The sequence below is a fragment of the Specibacter cremeus genome (assembly GCF_003946885.1).
Taxonomy (GTDB): domain Bacteria; phylum Actinomycetota; class Actinomycetes; order Actinomycetales; family Micrococcaceae; genus Specibacter; species Specibacter cremeus.
In genome coordinates, this window is the sequence record NZ_RWKQ01000008.1 from 86,880 (window position 1) to 106,059 (window position 19,180).

Below are 19,180 nucleotides of genomic sequence, written 5' to 3' on the forward strand. Positions count from 1 at the left end.
AAAGTGAACACAAACACCGTGAGCGAGACGAACACCATCATCAAGGTCACCGGCACGACGCCGGGGGACAACTACGACGTCGTCGTCGGCCACGGCCTGCTGGACCGGTTGCCGGCCCTGCTCGGTGAACGCGTCCGCCGGGTGCTGGTCATCCACCCGCGGGCGCTGCGCATGACCGGCGACGCCGTCCGCGAGGACCTGGCCGGGGCCGGGTTCACCGCGCTGACCGCGGAGATCCCCGACGCCGAGGAGGGCAAGCGCATGGAGGTCGCCGGCTTCTGCTGGCAGGTCCTGGGCCAGAACGACTTCACCCGCTCAGACGCGATCGTGGCCGTCGGCGGCGGCGCCGTGACCGACCTCGCCGGCTTCGTCGCGGCCACCTGGCTGCGCGGGGTCAAGGTCGTGCACCTGCCGACATCGCTGTTGGGCATGGTCGATGCCGCCGTGGGCGGCAAGACCGGCATCAACACGGCCGAGGGCAAGAACCTGGTCGGCGTGTTCCACCCGCCCGCCGGTGTCCTGGTGGACCTCGACTCGCTGGGCACGCTTCCGCGCAACGAACTCGTCTCCGGCCTGGCCGAGGTCGTCAAGTGCGGCTTCATCGCCGACCCGGCCATCCTCGACCTGGTCGAGGCGGACATCGCCGGCGCCACGGACCCGGCGTCACCGGTCCTGCGCGAACTGATCGAGCGCGCCATCGCCGTCAAGGCCGACGTCGTCTCCAACGACCTGCGCGAATCGGGCCTGCGCGAGATCCTCAACTACGGGCACACGCTCGGGCACGCCATCGAACTGGCCGAACGCTACTCCTGGCGGCATGGGGCCGCCGTGTCGGTGGGCATGATGTTCGCCGCCGAACTGTCGCGCAGCGTGGGCCGGCTCTCCGACGCGGCCACGGAGCGGCACCGGACCATCCTCGGCTCGCTCGGCCTGCCGCTGACGTACCGCCGGGACCGGTGGTCGGCCCTCCTGGACGGCATGCGCCGGGACAAGAAGGCCCGCGGCGACCTGTTGCGCTTCGTCGTGCTGGACGACATCGCCCGGCCCGGCATCCTCGACGTGCCGGACACGTCGCTGCTCTTTGCCGCCTACCAGGAGATTGCCGCATGACGGCCGAGTTGCTGGACTGGCCCGCCGCGGGTTTCCCCGGCACCGCCGTGAACCCCCGAACGCTGGCCCCCGAGGTGGTTGACGACGCCACCGCCGACGCGGCCGTCGCGGCGTCCGGCGACCCGGCGGATGCCGTGTTCGTGCTGCTCGCCCGGGGGCGGACCAAGGAGGCGGCCGAGGCCGCCGCGCAGGCGCGGCTGGGGGACCCGGAATCGCTGCGGCTGCAGGTCCTCGACGCGGACATCCTGCGCGCCAACAGGCGGCTGGACCAGGCCGAGGCCGTGCTCAAGTCGCTGCTGCCCGCCGCCGCCGACACACCCGTTGGACCCCTGGTGCAGCATGAGCTCGGGCGGGTCTACTTCAGCGCCGCGCAGTATGCCGCGGCGGCGCAGGCGTTCGCCGGGGCGCTCGAGACCCTGGTCGCGTCGGGGTCCGATCCCCAGAACATCTATGCGGCCACCGTGTCGCTGCGCCGTGCCCGCGACCTGGCCGAGGCCTGAGCGCCCGTTTCACGCCTGCTTGCCGCACCCGGTAGACTGGCCAATGGATTTTTGACAACACATTTAAAGAGGAACGCTACGTGGCAACTACCAACGACATCAAGAACGGCACGGTTCTCAAGCTCGAGGGCCAGCTCTGGAACATCATCGAGTTCCAGCATGTGAAGCCGGGCAAGGGCGGCGCGTTCGTGCGCACGAAGATGCGCAACATCCTCTCCGGCAAGGTGGTTGACAAGACGTTCAACGCCGGGCTGAAGATCGAGACGGCCACCGTGGACCGCGGCGACTACCAGTACCTGTACCAGGACGGCGCCGATTTCGTGTTCATGGACACGGGCACGTACGACCAGATCACCGTCTCCGGCGAGACCGTGGGCGACGCCACGAACTTCATGCTGGAAAACCAGATCGTGACCATCGCGCTGCACGAGGGTTCCCCGCTGTACATCGAACTGCCCGCCTCCGTGGTGCTCGAGATCACCTACACCGAGCCGGGCCTGCAGGGCGACCGTTCCTCCGCCGGCACGAAGCCGGCCACGCTGGAGACCGGCTACACCATCCAGGTGCCGCTGTTCGTCGAGAACAACACCCGCGTCAAGGTCGACACCCGTGACGGCAGCTACCTGGGACGTGTCAACGACTAGTGGCAACGGCGCAACCCTCCCGGGCGAACTCGTCCCGCAGCAAGGCGCGGCGGCGCGCGCTCGACATCCTGTTTGAGGCCGAGCAGCGTGCCGTGTCCGCCAGTTCCGCCATCACGGCCCGGCGCGAGAAGACCGACCAGATCATCAACGCCTACACGGTCGACCTGGTCGAGGGCGTGACGGCCATGCAGGAGACGATCGACGAGTTCCTCTCCACCTATGCGCAGGGCTGGACGCTGGAGCGCATGCCCGCCGTCGACCGCATCATCCTGCGCATCGGCAGCTGGGAACTGCTCTACAACGACGACGTCCCCGACGCCGTCGCCGTCAGCGAGGCCGTCGAGATGGCCAAGACACTTTCCACCGACGAGTCGCCGCAGTTCGTCAACGGCCTGCTCGGCCGCCTGCAGCAGGTCAAACCGACACTGCTGGCCTGACACCTCCCCGGTGGTCGAGCCTGCCGAGACCACCGGGGATTGAGCCTGTCGAAATCCTAATCCTGGGTCTCGACAAGCTCGACCAACGTCAGCTTGCCCGTTGCGCGGCGCCGTGCAGGGCCAGCAGCGCGGCGCGCACCGCCGCCGCCCCCTGCAGCAGCGCCAGTTCATCGGCCTGGGCGGCGGCGAACCGGGCGGCGGCACGGCTGCCGGCCGCCTTTCCGGCGGCCCCGTGCGCGGCGCCGGCCACGATGCGTTGGCGCGTGAACGCCAGCCGTGTCGCCAGCCGGATGAATTCCCGCATCGTCTTGCCGGCGCCGAAACCATTGGCCCAGTGCAAGGCACGACGGCGGCCCGCCGCGGTGACCAGCATCGGCACCTCGGCCTCGGTGAACCAGCCCGACGGCACATAGTCGGCCAGGCGCAGTTGCGTCAGTTTGGTCTCCGCGCGGCGCAGGAACACGACGCCGAGCACGAAGGCGATGAAGATCGGCACCTGCAGGGCCCCGTAGGCGATGAGGAAGTTGCTGCCCATGAGCGAGGTCGAGTTCCACAATCCGTGCAGGAACATGGCCGGCACCAGGCCCACCACCCAGGCGCCGACGACAATCCCGGTACTGCCGCGCCGGGCCGCGAAGCCGACGATCGCGCCCAGCATCGAGGTGAACATCACGTGCGCGAACGGCGACATCAGCCCGCGCACCAGGAAGATGCCGAGCAGCCCGCCGGAGGCGTCGTCGGCCCCGGACAGGGCGGAACCGAAGTACAGGATGTTCTCCGTGAACGCGAACCCGGCCGCGATGGTGCCCGCGTAGACGACCCCGTCGACCGGCCCGTCGAACGTCTTGCGGCGCAGGAAGAACAGCAACAGCACGCCCAGGCCCTTGGATGTTTCCTCGACGAGCGGGGCCTGGATGACGGCGCTGACCAGGTGCGGGTCGGAGCCGGCACTGCTGCCCAGCAACAGCGGCTGCACCCAGCTGCCGAGCACCAGCGACGTAACCACGCTCATGCCGGCACCCCAGCAAAACGCGAACAGCAGCGCGCCGTTCGGTTCGGGATCCCACCTGTCGATCCAGTGCAGGGTGAGCAGGCACAGGGCCAACGGCACCAGGGCCAACGCCCCGCAGATGCCGAACACGCTGGCCCCGAGCGAGACGGCGAAGTAGGCGAGCGTGCCAAGCAGCACCAAGGCCAGCAGGCACAGCAACAGGATATTGATCACACGCCCGGCCCGGCGCGGGCGGGGGTCGGTGTGCTGGTGCCAGGGCTGCGCGGCGGCGGAAGACTGGTGCAGGGGGCCGGGCGCTGACATGGAACCAACACTACCCAGCCTCCCCGCCCAGCGCCTTCCAAGCAACAGGACCGGGTGCGGTGCTGTGGTAGTTTTGAGAGCACCATGAACCTTTTAATTCCGTCCTGTGAGGCGGGGAAAGGGGACGAACGATGACGGACAGCCCCGCTGGTCCCGGAACCGTGTCGCGGGTGGTCCTGGCCGCCGCCGACATCGACCGGGCACTCACTCGTATCGCCTATGAGATCCTCGAAGCCAACAAGGGTGGCAAGGACCTCCTGCTCTTCGGCATCCCGCGCCGCGGTTATCCGCTGGCCCGGCGCCTGGCCGCCAAACTCGCCGCCACCGATCCCGCCCTGGACGCCGACGCCATCGTCGGACAGCTCGACGTCACCATGTTCCGGGACGACCTGGCCCACCAGCCGACCCGCGCCCCGCAGCCCACCCAGCTGCCCGCCGCGGGCATCGACGGCAAGGTTGTGGTGCTGGTTGACGACGTGTTGTACTCGGGGCGCACCATACGGGCCGCCCTCGACGCCCTCGTGGACCTGGGCCGGCCGCGCGCCGTCCGGCTCGCCGTGCTCGTGGACCGCGGCCACCGGGAACTGCCCATTCGTGCCGACCATGTCGGCAAGAACCTGCCCACGTCCTGGCGCGAGAAAGTGCGCGTCCGGCTCACCGAAACCGACGGCACCGACGAAGTCGTGATCGAGGCGGGGGCATGAAGCACCTTCTGGGCACCGAATCACTCAGCCACGCCAACGCCCTGGCCATCCTCGACACCGCCGAGGAGATGGCCGCCGTCGGCGAACGCGAGGTCAAGAAGCTGCCCGCCCTGCGCGGGCGCACCGTCGTGAACCTGTTCTTCGAGGACTCCACCCGCACCCGCATCTCCTTCGAGGCGGCCGCCAAGCGGCTCTCCGCCGACGTGATCAACTTCGCCGCCAAGGGCTCCTCGGTCTCCAAGGGCGAGTCCCTCAAGGACACCGCCCAGACACTCGAGGCCATGAGCGCCGACGCCGTCGTCATCCGCCACCACGCCTCCGGGGCTCCGGCCCGGCTCGCCAACTCCGGTTGGATCGACGCCGCCGTCATCAACGCCGGCGACGGCACGCACGCACACCCGACCCAGGCCCTGCTCGACGCGTTCACCATGCGCCGGCACCTGGCCCGGCTGGCGGGCACCGCATCCACCGGCACCGACCTGGCAGGCCTGCGCGTCATCATCGCCGGCGACGTGCTGCACTCCCGCGTGGCCCGCTCCAACGTGTGGCTGCTGCGCACTCTCGGCGCGTCCGTCACGCTCGTGGCCCCGCCCACGCTGCTGCCGGTCGGCGTCGAACACTGGCCCTGCACGGTCAACTACGACCTCGACGCCGCGCTGGACGCCGGCGTCGACGCGGTCATGATGCTGCGCGTGCAGGCCGAGCGCATGCACAACTCGTTCTTCCCGTCGACGCGCGAGTATGCCCGCCGCTGGGGCCTCGACGACGCCCGCCTGGCGCGGCTGGACACACTCGGGCTCGCGGACACGATCATCATGCACCCGGGGCCGATGAACCGCGGCCTGGAGATCTCCTCCGCGGCCGCCGACTCACCCCGCTCCACTGTCCTGGCCCAGGTGCGCAACGGCGTGTCCGTGCGCATGGCCGCGCTCTACCTGCTGCTTTCCGGCGACCTGCACGATGATGCCGCCACCCCGTTTTCGAAGGACGCCCGATGACTGACACCACCTTCCTGGTCCGCAACGCCCGCCTGCTCGGCGCCGACGCCGCCGACCTGCTCATCGCCGACGGCCATATCGCCGCCGTCGGCACCGGGCTGGCCGCCGACGGCGCGAGAGTGATCGACGCCGACGGGCTTGTCGCACTGCCCGGCATGGTCGACCTGCACACCCACCTGCGCGAACCCGGCCGCGAGGACGCGGAGACCGTGGAGACCGGCACCCGCGCCGCCGCCTTGGGCGGCTTCACGGCCGTGCACGCCATGGCCAACAGCTCACCCGTCGCCGACACGGCCGGCGTCGTCGAACAGGTCCACTCGCTGGGCCGCGAGTCCGGCTGGGTGGATGTGCGCCCCGTCGGCGCCGTCACGGTCGGGCTGGCCGGCGGGCAGCTGGCCGAACTCGGCGCCATGGCCGACTCCCGGGCCCGGGTGCGCGTGTTCTCCGACGACGGCATCTGCGTCAGCGACCCGGTGCTCATGCGTCGTGCGCTCGAATACGTGAAGGCGTTCGACGGCGTCATCGCCCAACACGCCCAGGAACCCCGCCTGACCGAGGGCGCCCAGATGAACGAGGGCCGCGTCTCCGCCGACCTCGGACTGGCCGGCTGGCCGGCCGTCGCCGAGGAGAGCATCATCGCCCGCGACGTGCTGCTCGCCCACCATGTCGGCTCCCGCCTGCACGTCTGCCACGTGTCCACGGCCGGCAGCGTGGACATCATCCGGTGGGCCAAGGCGCGCGGCATCAGTGTCACGGCCGAGGTCACCCCGCACCACCTGTTGCTCACCGAGGAGCTGGTGCGCAGCTACGACCCGGTCTACAAGGTCAACCCGCCGCTGCGCGCCGACAGCGACGTGCAGGCGTTGCGCGAGGCGCTGGCCGACGGCACGATCGACATCGTCGGCACCGACCACGCCCCGCACCCCAGCGAGGCCAAGGACTGCGAATGGGCGGCCGCCGCGATGGGCATGACCGGCCTGGAAACCGCGCTCTCGGTGGTCCAGTCCACCATGATCGAGACCGGCCTGATGGGCTGGGACGCCTTCGCGCGGGTCACCTCCACCGCGCCCGCACGAATCGGCCGGCTGGCCGACCAGGGCCGGCCGTTGGCGGCCGGCGAGCCCGCCAACGTGGTGCTTGTCGACCCGGCGCACCGGTGGAACGTGGACCCGTACGCCATGGCCACGAAGGGCCGGAACTCGCCGTTCGCCGGCATGGAACTGCCGGGCCGCGTCGTGGCCACGTTCCTCCGCGGCCACCCGACCGTGCTGGACGGGGCGCGGAACACCCCGTTCCGCGGCTGGGCCGACTGATGGGCGACAAGACCGCCCCGGTGATCGTCGCGATCGCGCTGGTCGTCGTGATCTTCGGGCTGATCGGTTGGGGCTGGCGCGGCCGGCTCAAGCGGCAGGCCGGCGTCGCACCCCTGCCGGACGTGCCGGTGGCGCTCGGCGAACCGCTGCTCACCGTGCCGGGCCAATACGTGGTCACGACCATGGCCGGCGACTGGCTGGACCGCCTCGCCGTGCACGGGCTGGGCGTGCGCACGAACGCGGAGCTCACCGTCCACCCGGAGGGTGTGCTCGTGGCCCGCACCGGCGCCGCGGACCTGTTCATCGGCCGCGACACACTGACCGAGATCACCACGACGGCCGGCCTGGCCGGCAAGTTCGTCGAGAAGGACGGCCTGGTCGTCATCGGCTGGCGACTGGGCGGCCGGCCCGTCGACACCGGCTTCCGCACCCGGGCGGCCGAGGACAAGCGTCCCCTGGTCACCGCCCTCGAAAACCTGCTGCCCGCCGAGCGTACCGGCGGGGACGACCCCAAGGGAAAGAACAACAACGAATGAGTGAGGCAACCATGGCCACGACGGCTTCCACGGCAGCGCTGCTGGTCCTCGAGGACGGCCGCATCTTCCGCGGCAGCGGCTACGGCGCCCAGGGAACCGCCCTCGGCGAGGCCGTCTTCGCGACCGGGATGACCGGCTACCAGGAGACGATCACCGATCCGTCCTACGCCCGCCAGCTGGTGGTGCAGACGGCGCCGCATATCGGCAACACGGGCGTCAACGACGACGACGCCGAGTCCCGGCGGATCTGGGTGGCCGGCTACATCGTCCGGGACCCCGCACGCCGCCCGTCCAACTGGCGCTCCGAGCGCAGCCTCGACGAGGAACTCATCAACCAGGGCATCATCGGCATCCAGGGCGTGGACACCCGGGCCATCACCCGGCACCTGCGTGAACGCGGCGCGATGCGCGCCGGCATCTTCTCCGGCGCCGCCGCCGCGGCGCCCGAGGCCGAACTGCTCGCCCAGGTCACGGCCAGTGCCCGGATGGAGGGCGCACGCCTGGCCGAGGAGGTCAGCGTGAGCCAGGCCTACGTCGTCGAACCTTCCGACCACGGCTGGGAGGGCGAGCCGAAGTTCAGCATCGCCGCGATCGACTTGGGCATCAAGGCCATGACGCCGCGGCGCTTCGCCGAGCGTGGCGTGCGCGTGCACGTGCTGCCCGCCACGTCCACGATCGAGGACGTCCGGGCCGTCAACCCCGACGGCGTGTTCCTCTCCAACGGCCCCGGCGACCCGGCCACGGCCGACACCCAGGTCGGCATGCTGCGCCAGGTGCTCGACGCCGGCACGCCGTTCTTCGGCATCTGCTTCGGCAACCAGATCCTCGGCCGTGCGCTGGGCTTCGGCACGTACAAGCTGCGCTACGGCCACCGCGGCATCAACCAGCCCGTCATGGACCGGGCGACCGGCAGGGTGGAGATCACCAGCCAGAACCACGGCTTCGCGGTCGACGCACCCAAGTCCGGCCCGGTCACGGCCCCGGAGGAACGCTTCGGCCGTGTCGAGGTCAGCCACATCAGCCTGAACGACGACGTCGTCGAGGGCCTGAACTGCCTCGACATCCCGGCGTTCTCCGTCCAGTACCACCCGGAGGCGGCGGCCGGACCGCACGATTCCGCGTACCTCTTCGACCGTTTCATTGACCTGATGGCCAGCACCGCCGCCGCGACCCAGACTGAGGAAAAGAACTAATGTCCAAAAGAGACGACCTGAAATCCGTCCTGGTCATCGGCTCCGGGCCGATCGTGATCGGCCAGGCCGCCGAATTCGACTACTCCGGCACCCAGGCCCTGCGCGTGCTCAAGGAGGAGGGCCTGCGCGTCATCCTCGTCAACTCGAACCCGGCCACGATCATGACCGATCCCGAGTTCGCCGACGCCACGTACGTCGAGCCCATCACCCCCGAGGTCGTTGAGAAGATCATCGCCAAGGAGCGCCCCGACGCCGTGCTGCCCACCCTGGGCGGGCAAACGGCCCTGAACACGGCCATCGCGCTGGAGGCGAACGGGGTGCTGGCCAAGTACAACGTCGAACTGATCGGCGCGAACATCGCCGCCATCGAGCTGGGCGAGGACCGGGAGAAGTTCAAGGGCGTCGTGGAGCGTTGCGGCGCCGAGTCCGCCCGCAGCCACATCATCCACACCATGGACGAGGCCTTCGCCGCCGCCGAGGACCTGGGCTACCCGATGGTCGTCCGCCCGTCGTTCACCATGGGCGGGCTGGGCTCCGGCCTGGCCTACACCCCGGAGGACCTGCGCCGGATCGTCGGCCAGGGCCTGCAGTACAGCCCCACCACGGAGGTGCTCCTGGAGGAGTCCATCCTCGGCTGGAAGGAGTACGAGCTGGAAATGATGCGCGACAAGAACGACAACGTCGTTGTGGTCTGCTCCATCGAAAACTTTGATCCCGTCGGCGTCCACACCGGGGACTCCATCACAGTGGCCCCGGCCCTGACCCTGACGGACCGCGAGTACCAGAACCTGCGCGACATCGCCATCGCCGTCATCCGCGAGGTCGGCGTCGACACCGGCGGCTGCAACATCCAGTTCGCCATTGAGCCGGACACCGGCCGCGTCGTCGTCATCGAGATGAACCCGCGCGTCTCGCGGTCCTCGGCCCTGGCCTCCAAGGCCACCGGCTTCGCCATCGCCAAGATCGCCACCAAGCTCTCCCTGGGCTACACGCTGGACGAGATCCCCAACGACATCACGCAGAAGACCCCGGCGTCGTTCGAGCCGACGCTGGACTACGTCGTGGTCAAGGTCCCGCGCTTCGCGTTCGAGAAGTTCCCGGCCGCCGACCCGACGCTGACCACCACCATGAAGAGCGTCGGCGAGGCCATGGCGCTGGGCCGCAACTTCACCGAGGCCCTGCAGAAGGCGCTGCGGTCCCTGGAGCAGAAGGGCGCCAGCCTGGACTTCAGCTCCGTCAACGCCCTCGACGTGCCGGATCTCATTGAGGCCGCCAAGCGCCCCACCACCGAGCGCCTGTCCCAGGTCCAACGCGCCCTGCTGGGTGGCGCGAGCGTGGAGGAGCTGTACGCGGCCACCGGCATCGACCCCTGGTTCCTGGACCAGCTCGTGCTGCTGAACGAGGTGGCCGCGACCATCCGGCAGTCCACGGCCCTGACCCCGGAGCTGTTGAAGCTGGCCAAGCGGCACGGCTTCTCCGACGAGCAGATCGGTGCGCTGACGCACAACCCCGAGGCCGTGGTGCGCGGCGTGCGCCACGCCCTGGGCATCCGCCCGGTCTACAAGACCGTCGACACCTGTGCCGCCGAGTTCGCCGCGTACACCCCGTACCATTACTCGTCCTACGACGAGGAGGACGAGATCGCGCTGCACGCCAAGCCGTCGGTCATCATCCTGGGCTCGGGCCCCAACCGCATCGGCCAGGGCATCGAATTCGACTACTCCTGCGTGCACGCGTCGATGGCGCTGCGCAAGGCCGGCTACGAGACCGTCATGGTCAACTGCAACCCGGAGACCGTCTCCACCGACTACGACGTGTCCACCCGCCTCTACTTCGAGCCGTTGACGCTCGAGGACGTGCTGGAGGTCATTGCGGCCGAGGAACGCACCGGCGGCGTCATGGGCGTGTTCGTGCAGCTGGGCGGGCAGACGCCGCTGAAGCTGGCCCAGGCCCTGGCGGACGCCGGCGTGCCGATCCTGGGTACGTCGCCCGCGGCCATCGACCTGGCCGAGCACCGCGGCATGTTCGCCCGCGTGCTTGAGCAGGCCGGCCTTCTCGCCCCGAAGAACGGCACCGCCGTGTCCTTCAACGACGCCAAGAAGATCGCCGACGAGATCGGCTACCCGGTCCTGGTCCGCCCGTCCTACGTGCTGGGCGGGCGGGGCATGGAGATCGTCTACGACGAGGCGAACCTGTCCCGGTACATCGCGAACGCCACCGAGATCACCGAGGCGCACCCGGTCCTGATCGACCGGTTCCTCGAGGACGCCATCGAGATCGACGTGGACGCCCTGTTCGACGGCAAGGACATGTACCTCGGCGGCATCATGGAGCACATCGAGGAGGCCGGCATTCACTCCGGCGACTCCGCCTGCGTGCTGCCCCCGGTCACGCTGGGCGCCGACGTGCAGGAACGTGTGCGCACCGCCACGCGCGCCATCGCCGAGGGCGTGGGCGTGCGCGGGCTGATCAACATCCAGTTCGCGCTGGCCTCCGACGTGCTGTACGTGCTCGAGGCCAACCCGCGGGCCTCGCGTACCGTGCCGTTCGTGTCCAAGGCCACCGGCGTGCAGCTGGCCAAGGCCGCCGCGCTGATCGGCACGGGCGTGTCCATCGCGCACCTGCGCAGCATCCACCACATCCTGCCGGAGGTGGGCGACGGCGGGTCGCTGCCGGCCAACGCGCCGGTGGCCGTGAAGGAAGCCGTCATGCCGTTCAGCCGCTTCCGCACCCCGGACGGCACGGTCGTCGACTCGCTGCTCGGCCCCGAGATGCGCTCCACCGGCGAGGTCATGGGCATCGACAAGCACTTCGACACGGCCTTCGCGAAGAGCCAGGCGGCCGCGAACGGGCCGCTGCCGCGGGAGGGGAGGGTCTTCGTCTCGGTGGCCAACCGCGACAAGCGCTCCATCATCATGGCGGTCAAACGGCTGGTGGACCTCGGCTATGAGATCGTCTCCACCGGCGGCACGGCCGACGTGCTGCGCCGTAACGGCATCCACGCCACAATCGTGCGCAAGGTGGGCGAGGGCAGCTCGTCCGACGGCGAGGGCACCATCGTCGACCTGATCAACAACGGCGACATCGACATGATCTTCAACACCCCCACCGGCGGGCAGGCCCGCGGCGACGGGTACGAGATCCGTGCCGCGGCGGTGTCCAACGGCAAGCCGTGCATCACCACGGTGGCGGAGTTCAACGTGGCCGTCCAGGCCATGGAGGCGCTGCGCCACTACGAGTGGGATGTGGCCAGCCTGCAGGAGCACGCGGCCGCATGGAACCCGACCGCGGCGCAGCCGGCGCCCCAGCCCGAAACGGCCGGGGCCTGAGGTGGCGCCCATGAACGACGGTGCCCCGGTCTCGACAAGCTCGACCACCGGGGTCTCGACAAGCTCGACCACCGGTCGTCGAGACCCCTTCGGTGCCCGGCTCGCCGCCGCGATGGCACGGCACGGCCAGTTGTGCGTCGGCATCGACCCGCACCCGGCCCTGCTGGCCGCGTGGGGCCTGGCCGACACCGTCGACGGGCTGCGCACGTTCTCCCTGGCGGCCCTCGAGGCGGTGGGCCCGCTGGCCGCGGCCCTCAAGCCGCAGGTCGCGCTGTATGAGCGTCACGGCTCGGCCGGGCTGGCCGTCCTGGAGGAGTTGCTCGCGGCCGCCGCGGCCGGCGGCATGCTGACCATTGCCGACGCCAAGCGCGGGGACATCGGCTCCACCATGGCCGGCTACGCCGATGCCTGGCTGCGGGACGGCTCGGCGTTGGCCGCGGACGCGGTCACGCTCAGCCCGTACCTCGGGTTCGGGTCGCTGCGCCCGGCCCTGGACCTGGCCGCCCACACCGGACGCGGTGTGTTCGTGCTGGCCCTGACCTCCAACCCGGAGGGCGCATCGGTGCAGCACGCGGGCGGTGACAACTCGGTGGCCCGCCGCATCGCCCTGGCGGCCGGCGCCGAGAACGAGGGAGCCGACGGCCTCGGCTCGGTCGGCCTGGTGGTCGGGGCAACCGTTGGCACGGCCCTGGACGACCTGGGCATCGACCTGACGGCCGTGCACGGGCCCATCCTGGCCCCCGGACTCGGGGCCCAGGGCGCCACCGGGGCCGATCTGCGGGCGACGTTCGGCGCCGCGTGGCCGCAGGTCCTGGCCACGTCCAGCCGCGGCATCCTCGCCGCCGGACCGGACATCGCGGCCCTGCGACGGGCCACCTTGGACACGCTGGCCAGCCTGGCGGCCGGCTGAGGGGCGGCAACCACCCCGGACCGGTCTCGCCGGATTGATTTACGCGCTCCTGTGCCGATAGGTTCGAGAAACCACAATCGCGCGCCAAGGAGGCCTGAACCGTGGGACTGCCACCGCTGACCGAGCAGGAACGCGCGGACGCGCTGCGCAAGGCGGTTCGGGCCCGGGCCGCCCGCAGTGCGGCAAAGGTCCGGCTCAAGAACGGCGAGGCGTCCATCACCGACGTGATTGACGCCGCGGCGCTCGATCCGGCGCTGGCCCGGATGAAGGTGTCAGACTTGTTGGAAGCTTTGCCGGGCATTGGAAAGGTGCGTGCAACTGTGATCATGAGCGAGCTGGGGATTGCCCCCACCCGCCGCCTGCGCGGCCTGGGCGTGCACCAGCGCCGCGCCCTGGCCGGTGTCGCGACCGGCCGGCCGGGATCCGACGCGTGAGCGCCACGGATCTTCCCGCCGGCCGGCACGAGCCGCGCACCCGCCCGCACAACGGCGTGACCGTGCTGGCCGGGCCCACGGCCGTGGGCAAGGGTACGGTCTCGACGTTCATTCGCGACAACTACCCCGACGTGTGGCTGTCGGTGTCGGCCACGACGCGCCAACCCCGTCCCGGGGAGGTCGACGGTGTCCACTACTTCTTCAAGTCGGTCGCCGAGTTCGACGAGCTGCTGGCCCACGGCGACTTCCTCGAATGGGCCCTCGTGCACGGGCGCAACCGCTATGGGACGCTGCGCAGCACGGTCGAGCGAGCCGTCGCCGAGGGCAAGAAGGTGCTGCTGGAGATCGACCTGCAGGGTGCCCGGCAGGTCAAGGAGGCGCTGCCCGACGCCGACTTCGTGTTCCTGGCCCCGCCCAGCTGGGACGAACTCGTCCGCCGGCTCGTGGGCCGGGGGACCGAGTCGGCGGACGAACAGCGCCGCCGGCTGGAAACCGCTAAACTGGAGCTTGCTGCCGAAAAGGAATTCGACCACACCATCGTCAACGACGAGGTGGGCCGGGCGGCGGCCGAACTCGTCACATTGATGGGGTTGACCCCCAATCACGGCTCGTGATTGCACAGTCCACCCCGCAGGATTTGGAGAACCCATTGTCAAACCACGCCGAAGGCATCATCAGCCCGTCGATCGATTCCCTGCTCGAGCATGCCGATTCGAAGTACGGCCTGGTCATCTTCGGGGCCAAGCGCGCCCGCCAGATCAACGCCTACTACGCCCAGCTGCACGAGGGCCTGTTCGAGTACGTGGGCCCGCTGGTCGACACGCGCCTGAACGAGAAGCCGCTGTCCATCGCGCTGCGCGAGATCGACGAGGGCCTGCTGGTCTCCACCCCGGTCGCCGTCGAGAACGCCTAGGCATCCCGGGCACTGCGTCTTCGGGGGCGGAACATGGGCGGACGGAACATAGTCCTGGGCGTGGGTGGCGGCATCGCCGCCTACAAGGCGGCGCTGCTGCTGCGCCTGTTCACCGAGGCCGGTCACACGGTGACCGTCATCCCGACCGCGGCCGCCACCCGGTTCGTCGGCGCCCCCACCTGGGAGGCGCTCAGCGGCCGGCCCGTCACCAATGACGTGTTCGACGCCGTCGACACCGTCAACCACGTGCGGATCGGCCACGAGGCCGACCTGATCGTCGTCGCCCCGGCCACGGCCGACCTGCTGGCCCGGGCGGCCACGGGCCAGGCCGACGACCTGCTCACCACCACGCTGCTCATGGCCCGGGGGCCCGTGCTGTTCGCCCCGGCCATGCACACCGAGATGTGGCGTCATGCCGCCACCCAGGCGAACGTTGCCACGCTGCGCGCCCGCGGCGTCGCCGTCCTCGACCCGGCCGTGGGCCGGCTTACCGGCCCCGACAGCGGCCCCGGCCGGCTGCCCGAACCCGCCGACATCTTCGCGGCCGCCATGGCGCTGCTGACCCCAGGCCAGGTGGGCGACGACGGTGCGCCCGAACCGCTGCACGGTCTCCTGTCTGGTCGCCGGGTCGTCATCACGGCCGGCGGCACGCGCGAGCCGCTGGACCCGGTGCGGTTCCTCGGCAATCGTTCCTCCGGCAAGCAGGGCGTCGCCCTCGCCGCGGCGGCCCGCATGGCCGGCGCGTCCGTGACGCTCATCGCCGCCCACCTCGACGTGCCCGTCCCGGACGGGGTCGGCGTCGTCCAGGTCGGCACGGCGGTCGAGATGCGCGAGGCCACGCTGGCCGCCGCCGCCGGTGCCGACGTCGTCATCATGGCCGCCGCCGTGGCGGACTTCCGCCCCGACACGGTCGCCGGCGGCAAGATCAAGAAACGCGACGACGCGGCCGATCCGGTCATCACGCTCGTGCGCAACCCGGACATCCTCGTCGACGTCGTCGGCCGGCGCACCGCGGGCTCGCTCAACCAGCTGATCGTCGGGTTCGCCGCCGAAACCGGGGACGAGCACGGCAGCGTGCTGGACTATGCCCGCGCCAAGCTGGCCCGCAAGGGCTGCGACCTGCTCGTCGTCAACGCCGTCGGCCCGGACGCGGCCGGCGTCGAGCAGGTTTTCGGCCGCGACGAGAACCAGGTCACCATCCTGGCCCGCGACGGGGCGGACCCCGTGCCCGCGGCCGGCTCCAAGACCGACGTGGCCGCCGCCGTCGTCCGCCTGGTCGCCGCCCGGCTGGCCGCGAAACCGGCCTGACCCGGGGCGTCACGTGCCCGCGGCCGTCCGGCGCGGACAGGGTATTGTTGACGGGTGACCAACACCAATCCCCTGCGCCTTTTCACGTCCGAATCCGTGACCGAGGGCCACCCGGACAAGATCTGCGACCAGATCAGCGACGCCATCCTCGACGCCATGCTGGCCCAGGACCCGAACTCCCGCGTGGCCGTGGAAACCCTGACCACCACCGGGTTGGTGCACGTGGCCGGGGAGGTCACCACGAACGGGTACGTCGAGATCCCGCAGATCGTGCGCAACACGATCCTCGGCATCGGCTACGACTCCTCCGCCAACGGCTTCGACGGGGCCCGCTGCGGCGTGTCGGTCTCGATCGGCCAGCAGTCCCAGGAGATCTCCGACGGCGTGTTCAACTCGCTCGAGATGCGCGAGGGCGCCTCGGTCGATCCGCGCGACGCGCAGGGCGCCGGCGACCAGGGGCTCATGTTCGGGTTCGCCTCGGACGAGACAGACCAGTACATGCCCACCCCCATCTTCCTGGCCCACCGCCTCTCCGAACGGCTCACGAACGTGCGCAAGGACGGCACCCTGCCGCTGCTGCGCCCGGACGGCAAGACGCAGGTCACCATCGGCTACGACGGCGAGACGCCCGTATCGGTGCAGACCGTCGTCGTCTCCGCCCAGCACGCCCGCGAGTACTCGCTCGCCGACCTGAAGGACGGCCTGCTGGAGCATGTCGTGGGGCCGGTGCTGGCCGGCACCGATCTGGACACGGCCAACACCCGGATCATCCTTAACCCGTCCGGTCCCTTCATCATCGGCGGCCCCGTCGGCGATGCCGGGCTGACCGGCCGCAAGATCATCGTCGACACGTACGGCGGCTTCGCCCGGCACGGCGGCGGTGCGTTCTCCGGCAAGGACCCGTCAAAGGTGGACCGCTCGGCCGCGTATGCGATGCGGTGGGTCGCGAAGAACGTCGTGGCCGCGGGGCTTGCCCGGCGCGCCGAGATCCAGGTCGCGTACGCGATCGGCGTGGCCAATCCGGTGGGCCTGTACGTGGAGACGTTCGGCACCGAGACCGTCGACCCGGCCCGGATCGCCGCGGCCATCACCGAGATCTTCGACCTGCGCCCGCTTGGCATCATCGAGGACCTGGACCTGCGCCGCCCGATCTACCAGGCGACGGCCGCGCACGGCCACTTCGGCCGTGACAACGCGGACTTCACCTGGGAGAACCTGGACCGGGTGGACGCGCTGAAGGCCTACTTCAACGCCTGAAAGGGCGCCGGTTGTCCACAGGCCGCCCTGCCGCCGCCCGCCGTGTCATACCCCTGTGCTTAGCTTGAACCGGACGGGAGGCATGCGATGAACGGCGATGAACGCGGATCGGATCCGCACGGCGTCCAGCTGACCCTGCTCGGCGGGTTCCCGTCCCGTGAACGCGTGGCCGACCCGCACAGCGGCGTCGAGCTGGCTGCCGAGTTGCCCGTGGCGCAGGTCGTCATCGACTCGCCGCTGCCGCACCTGGACCGGGTCTTCGACTACTCGGTGCCGCGCGAACTCGACGACGTCACGCGCCCCGGCGTGCGCGTCCACGTGTCGTTTTCCGGGCAGTCGCTCAACGGCTTCGTGATCTCCCGCTCGGCCGCCTCCGAGTCCGAGCGCCTCGTCCCGTTGACGCGCGTCATGTCCGCGGTGCCCGTGCTGGCGCCGCGGGTGCTCGAACTGGCCCGGCAGGTCGCCGCCCGGTACGGCGGCACGGTCGCCGACGTGCTGCGCGTGGCCGTCCCGCCCCGGGTCGCCAAGCTGGACAAGGAATACCTGCTCGAGCATGTTGCCCGGCACGAGCACCCGCACGAGCCCGGGGACGCGCATCCGGGGCCGTCGCTGTTCGCCGGGTACGACAACGGTGACGCGTTCCTCACCCACCTGGCCGCCGGCGGGGCGCCCCGGGCCGTGCTCGGCGCCCTGCAGGGGTATGGTCCGGACGGCTGGACCCGCCAGCTCGCCCAGGCCGTCGCGCACTGCCACCTATCGGGCCGTGGTGCGGTTGTGGTCGTGCCCGACGTCCGTGACCTGGTCCGGCTGCACCGGGCCATGGAGGAGGTGCTGCCGCCGGGTGCGTTCGTGCGCCTGACGGCCGACGACGGCCCCTCGCTGCGCTATGAGAGTTTCCTGCGCGTGTTGTCGGGTGAGGCGCGCGTGGTCATCGGCACCCGGTCGGCGGCCTACGCACCGGTGGCGGACCTGGGCCTGGTGTGCTGCTGGGACGGCGCCGACGAACAGCACATCGAACGGCGCGCCCCCTACCAGCACACGCGCGACGTGCTGCTGCTGCGTGCCGAACTGGAGGGCGCGGCCGTGCTGCTGGCCGGGCACAGCCGCAGCACCGAGGACCAGCGGCTGCTCGGCTCCGGCTGGGCGCAGCCGATCGTGGCCGGGCGCGCCCTGGCCCGCACCGTCACGGCCCGGGTGGTCAGCACGGCGGACAGCTTCGAAACGGACCTCGACCCGACCGCCTCGCTGGCCCGGCTGCCGCGCCGGGCCTGGCTGACGGCGAAGGACGCGCTGGCCCGCGGGCCGGTGCTGGTCCAGGTGGCGCGCGCCGGCTACGCGCCGGCGCTGGCGTGCCAGCGCTGCCGCGAGATCGCACGGTGCCGGAAATGCGCGGGCCCGCTGATGGAGTCCCGGGCCGCCGGCGCCGCCGGCACGCTGGTCGGCTGCCGCTGGTGCGGCACCGTGGAGACCGCGTTCGGCTGCCCCACCTGCGGGTTCCACGGGCTGCGGGCCGTCGCCGTCGGGGCGGCCCGCACCGCCGAGGAGCTGGGCCGGGCGTTCCCGGCCACCACCGTGATCTCCTCGGCCGGCGACCACGTGAAGCCGGACGTCCCGGACCGGCCGGCCATCGTCGTGGCCACCGTGGGGGCCGAACCCGTCGCGCCGTCCGGTTATGCGGCCGCCCTGCTGCTGGACGGCGACACGCTGCTGCGGCGCGAGTCGCTGCGCGCGGGGGAGGAGACGCTGCGGCGGTGGTGCAACGCCGCGGCCCTGGTGCGCCCCGCCGGCGACGGCGGCATCGTCGTGGTCACAGCCGACGAGTCGCCCGAGGTGCAGGCGCTGGTGCGCTGGGATCCGCCCGGCTACGCCGAACGTGAGCTTGGCCTGCGCCGGGAGCTGGGCCTGCCACCCGCGGTGCGCATCGCGTCGCTGACGGGCGCCGAGGCCGACGTGGCCGCGTTCACGGCGGCCCTGGCGCTGCCCGATGCCGTGCGCGTGGTGGGGCCGACCGCCCTCGGACCGGCGGCCGGACCGCCCGCCGGCGCGGTGGTCGACGCACCCCCCTACCGGACGCTGTTGTTCTTCCCGTACGCGTTGGCCGCCGGCGTCACGGCGCGGTTGCGGGCGCAGCGGGCGGCCAGCGCGGCCAAGCGCGTCGGTGCGCCCGTCCAGGTGCGCTGCGACGGCGTGGACGTCGTCTAGGTGCGTGTGCCAGTAGTGGTTTGAGGTGCGGCGTCGTGTTGTGACGGAATTCGCCCGTTCCAAGCCGGGCCGGTACC

General features: G+C 70.9%; 18 protein-coding genes. 17 read left to right on the forward strand and 1 reads right to left on the reverse strand.

What is annotated here, in order from left to right:
• The first annotated feature begins 18 nt into the window (after window positions 1-18).
• From aroB to nusB, 4 genes are all read left to right on the forward strand, one after another.
• A complete protein-coding gene (gene aroB / locus EJC77_RS04685) occupies window positions 19-1,110 on the forward strand; it encodes a 3-dehydroquinate synthase (RefSeq protein ID WP_125610413.1) in 1,092 nt (363 codons plus the stop codon).
• Window positions 1,107-1,610 (forward strand): tetratricopeptide repeat protein, encoded by a 504-nt coding sequence (locus EJC77_RS04690; protein WP_125610414.1) that lies wholly within the window; start codon window positions 1,107-1,109, stop codon window positions 1,608-1,610. The genes aroB and EJC77_RS04690 overlap by 4 nt, the downstream gene beginning before the upstream one ends.
• A gap of 80 nt (window positions 1,611-1,690) precedes the next feature.
• On the forward strand, window positions 1,691-2,254 hold the full coding sequence (gene efp, locus EJC77_RS04695) for an elongation factor P (RefSeq protein WP_125610415.1): 564 nt from the start codon (window positions 1,691-1,693) through the stop codon (window positions 2,252-2,254).
• Window positions 2,254-2,691 (forward strand): transcription antitermination factor NusB, encoded by a 438-nt coding sequence (gene nusB, locus EJC77_RS04700; protein ID WP_125610416.1) that lies wholly within the window; start codon window positions 2,254-2,256, stop codon window positions 2,689-2,691. The genes efp and nusB overlap by 1 nt, the downstream gene beginning before the upstream one ends.
• Before the next feature lie 88 nt (window positions 2,692-2,779).
• Here the strand turns inward: nusB and EJC77_RS04705 are convergent, their stop codons facing one another.
• Window positions 2,780-4,006 carry a PrsW family intramembrane metalloprotease gene (locus EJC77_RS04705; RefSeq protein ID WP_125610417.1) on the reverse strand — a complete coding sequence of 409 codons (1,227 nt, stop codon included), beginning with the start codon at window positions 4,004-4,006 and terminating at the stop codon, window positions 2,780-2,782.
• 131 nt (window positions 4,007-4,137) lie between these two features.
• On the opposite strand from EJC77_RS04705, the gene pyrR reads away from it, so the two are divergent.
• The 13 genes from pyrR (at window position 4,138) to EJC77_RS04770 (ending at window position 19,103) form a co-directional block, all read left to right on the forward strand.
• Window positions 4,138-4,710: a bifunctional pyr operon transcriptional regulator/uracil phosphoribosyltransferase PyrR gene (gene pyrR, locus EJC77_RS04710; protein ID WP_125610418.1), complete on the forward strand. Its 573-nt coding sequence runs from the start codon at window positions 4,138-4,140 to the stop codon at window positions 4,708-4,710.
• Window positions 4,707-5,708 carry an aspartate carbamoyltransferase catalytic subunit gene (locus EJC77_RS04715; protein ID WP_125610419.1) on the forward strand — a complete coding sequence of 334 codons (1,002 nt, stop codon included), beginning with the start codon at window positions 4,707-4,709 and terminating at the stop codon, window positions 5,706-5,708. Before pyrR ends, EJC77_RS04715 begins: the two co-directional genes overlap by 4 nt.
• Complete coding sequence (locus EJC77_RS04720) at window positions 5,705-7,021, forward strand: dihydroorotase (protein WP_125610420.1); 1,317 nt, start codon at window positions 5,705-5,707, stop codon at window positions 7,019-7,021. The genes EJC77_RS04715 and EJC77_RS04720 overlap by 4 nt, the downstream gene beginning before the upstream one ends.
• The gene (locus EJC77_RS04725; RefSeq protein ID WP_125610421.1) at window positions 7,021-7,557 is read left to right on the forward strand and encodes a PH-like domain-containing protein; all 537 of its coding nucleotides are present in this window, start codon (window positions 7,021-7,023) and stop codon (window positions 7,555-7,557) included. Before EJC77_RS04720 ends, EJC77_RS04725 begins: the two co-directional genes overlap by 1 nt.
• Window positions 7,554-8,750: a glutamine-hydrolyzing carbamoyl-phosphate synthase small subunit gene (carA, locus tag EJC77_RS04730; protein ID WP_125610422.1), complete on the forward strand. Its 1,197-nt coding sequence runs from the start codon at window positions 7,554-7,556 to the stop codon at window positions 8,748-8,750. The genes EJC77_RS04725 and carA overlap by 4 nt, the downstream gene beginning before the upstream one ends.
• Window positions 8,750-12,079: a carbamoyl-phosphate synthase large subunit gene (gene carB, locus EJC77_RS04735; RefSeq protein WP_125610423.1), complete on the forward strand. Its 3,330-nt coding sequence runs from the start codon at window positions 8,750-8,752 to the stop codon at window positions 12,077-12,079. Before carA ends, carB begins: the two co-directional genes overlap by 1 nt.
• Window positions 12,080-12,191: 112 nt before the next feature.
• Window positions 12,192-12,989, forward strand: coding sequence for an orotidine-5'-phosphate decarboxylase (pyrF, locus tag EJC77_RS04740; protein ID WP_240629775.1), 798 nt, complete (start codon window positions 12,192-12,194; stop codon window positions 12,987-12,989).
• A gap of 101 nt (window positions 12,990-13,090) precedes the next feature.
• Window positions 13,091-13,423, forward strand: coding sequence for an integration host factor, actinobacterial type (gene mihF / locus EJC77_RS04745; protein ID WP_125610425.1), 333 nt, complete (start codon window positions 13,091-13,093; stop codon window positions 13,421-13,423).
• A complete protein-coding gene (gene gmk / locus EJC77_RS04750) occupies window positions 13,420-14,037 on the forward strand; it encodes a guanylate kinase (protein ID WP_125610426.1) in 618 nt (205 codons plus the stop codon). The genes mihF and gmk overlap by 4 nt, the downstream gene beginning before the upstream one ends.
• 35 nt (window positions 14,038-14,072) lie before the next feature.
• A complete protein-coding gene (gene rpoZ, locus EJC77_RS04755) occupies window positions 14,073-14,336 on the forward strand; it encodes a DNA-directed RNA polymerase subunit omega (RefSeq protein WP_125610427.1) in 264 nt (87 codons plus the stop codon).
• Between the two features lie 33 nt (window positions 14,337-14,369).
• On the forward strand, window positions 14,370-15,644 hold the full coding sequence (coaBC, locus tag EJC77_RS04760; RefSeq protein WP_125610428.1) for a bifunctional phosphopantothenoylcysteine decarboxylase/phosphopantothenate--cysteine ligase CoaBC: 1,275 nt from the start codon (window positions 14,370-14,372) through the stop codon (window positions 15,642-15,644).
• 54 nt (window positions 15,645-15,698) lie between these two features.
• Complete coding sequence (gene metK, locus EJC77_RS04765; RefSeq protein WP_125610429.1) at window positions 15,699-16,901, forward strand: methionine adenosyltransferase; 1,203 nt, start codon at window positions 15,699-15,701, stop codon at window positions 16,899-16,901.
• Window positions 16,902-16,988: 87 nt separating this feature from the next.
• Window positions 16,989-19,103, forward strand: a complete 2,115-nt coding sequence (locus EJC77_RS04770) for a primosomal protein N' (RefSeq protein WP_125610430.1) — start codon at window positions 16,989-16,991, stop codon at window positions 19,101-19,103.
• Window positions 19,104-19,180 lie beyond the last annotated feature (77 nt).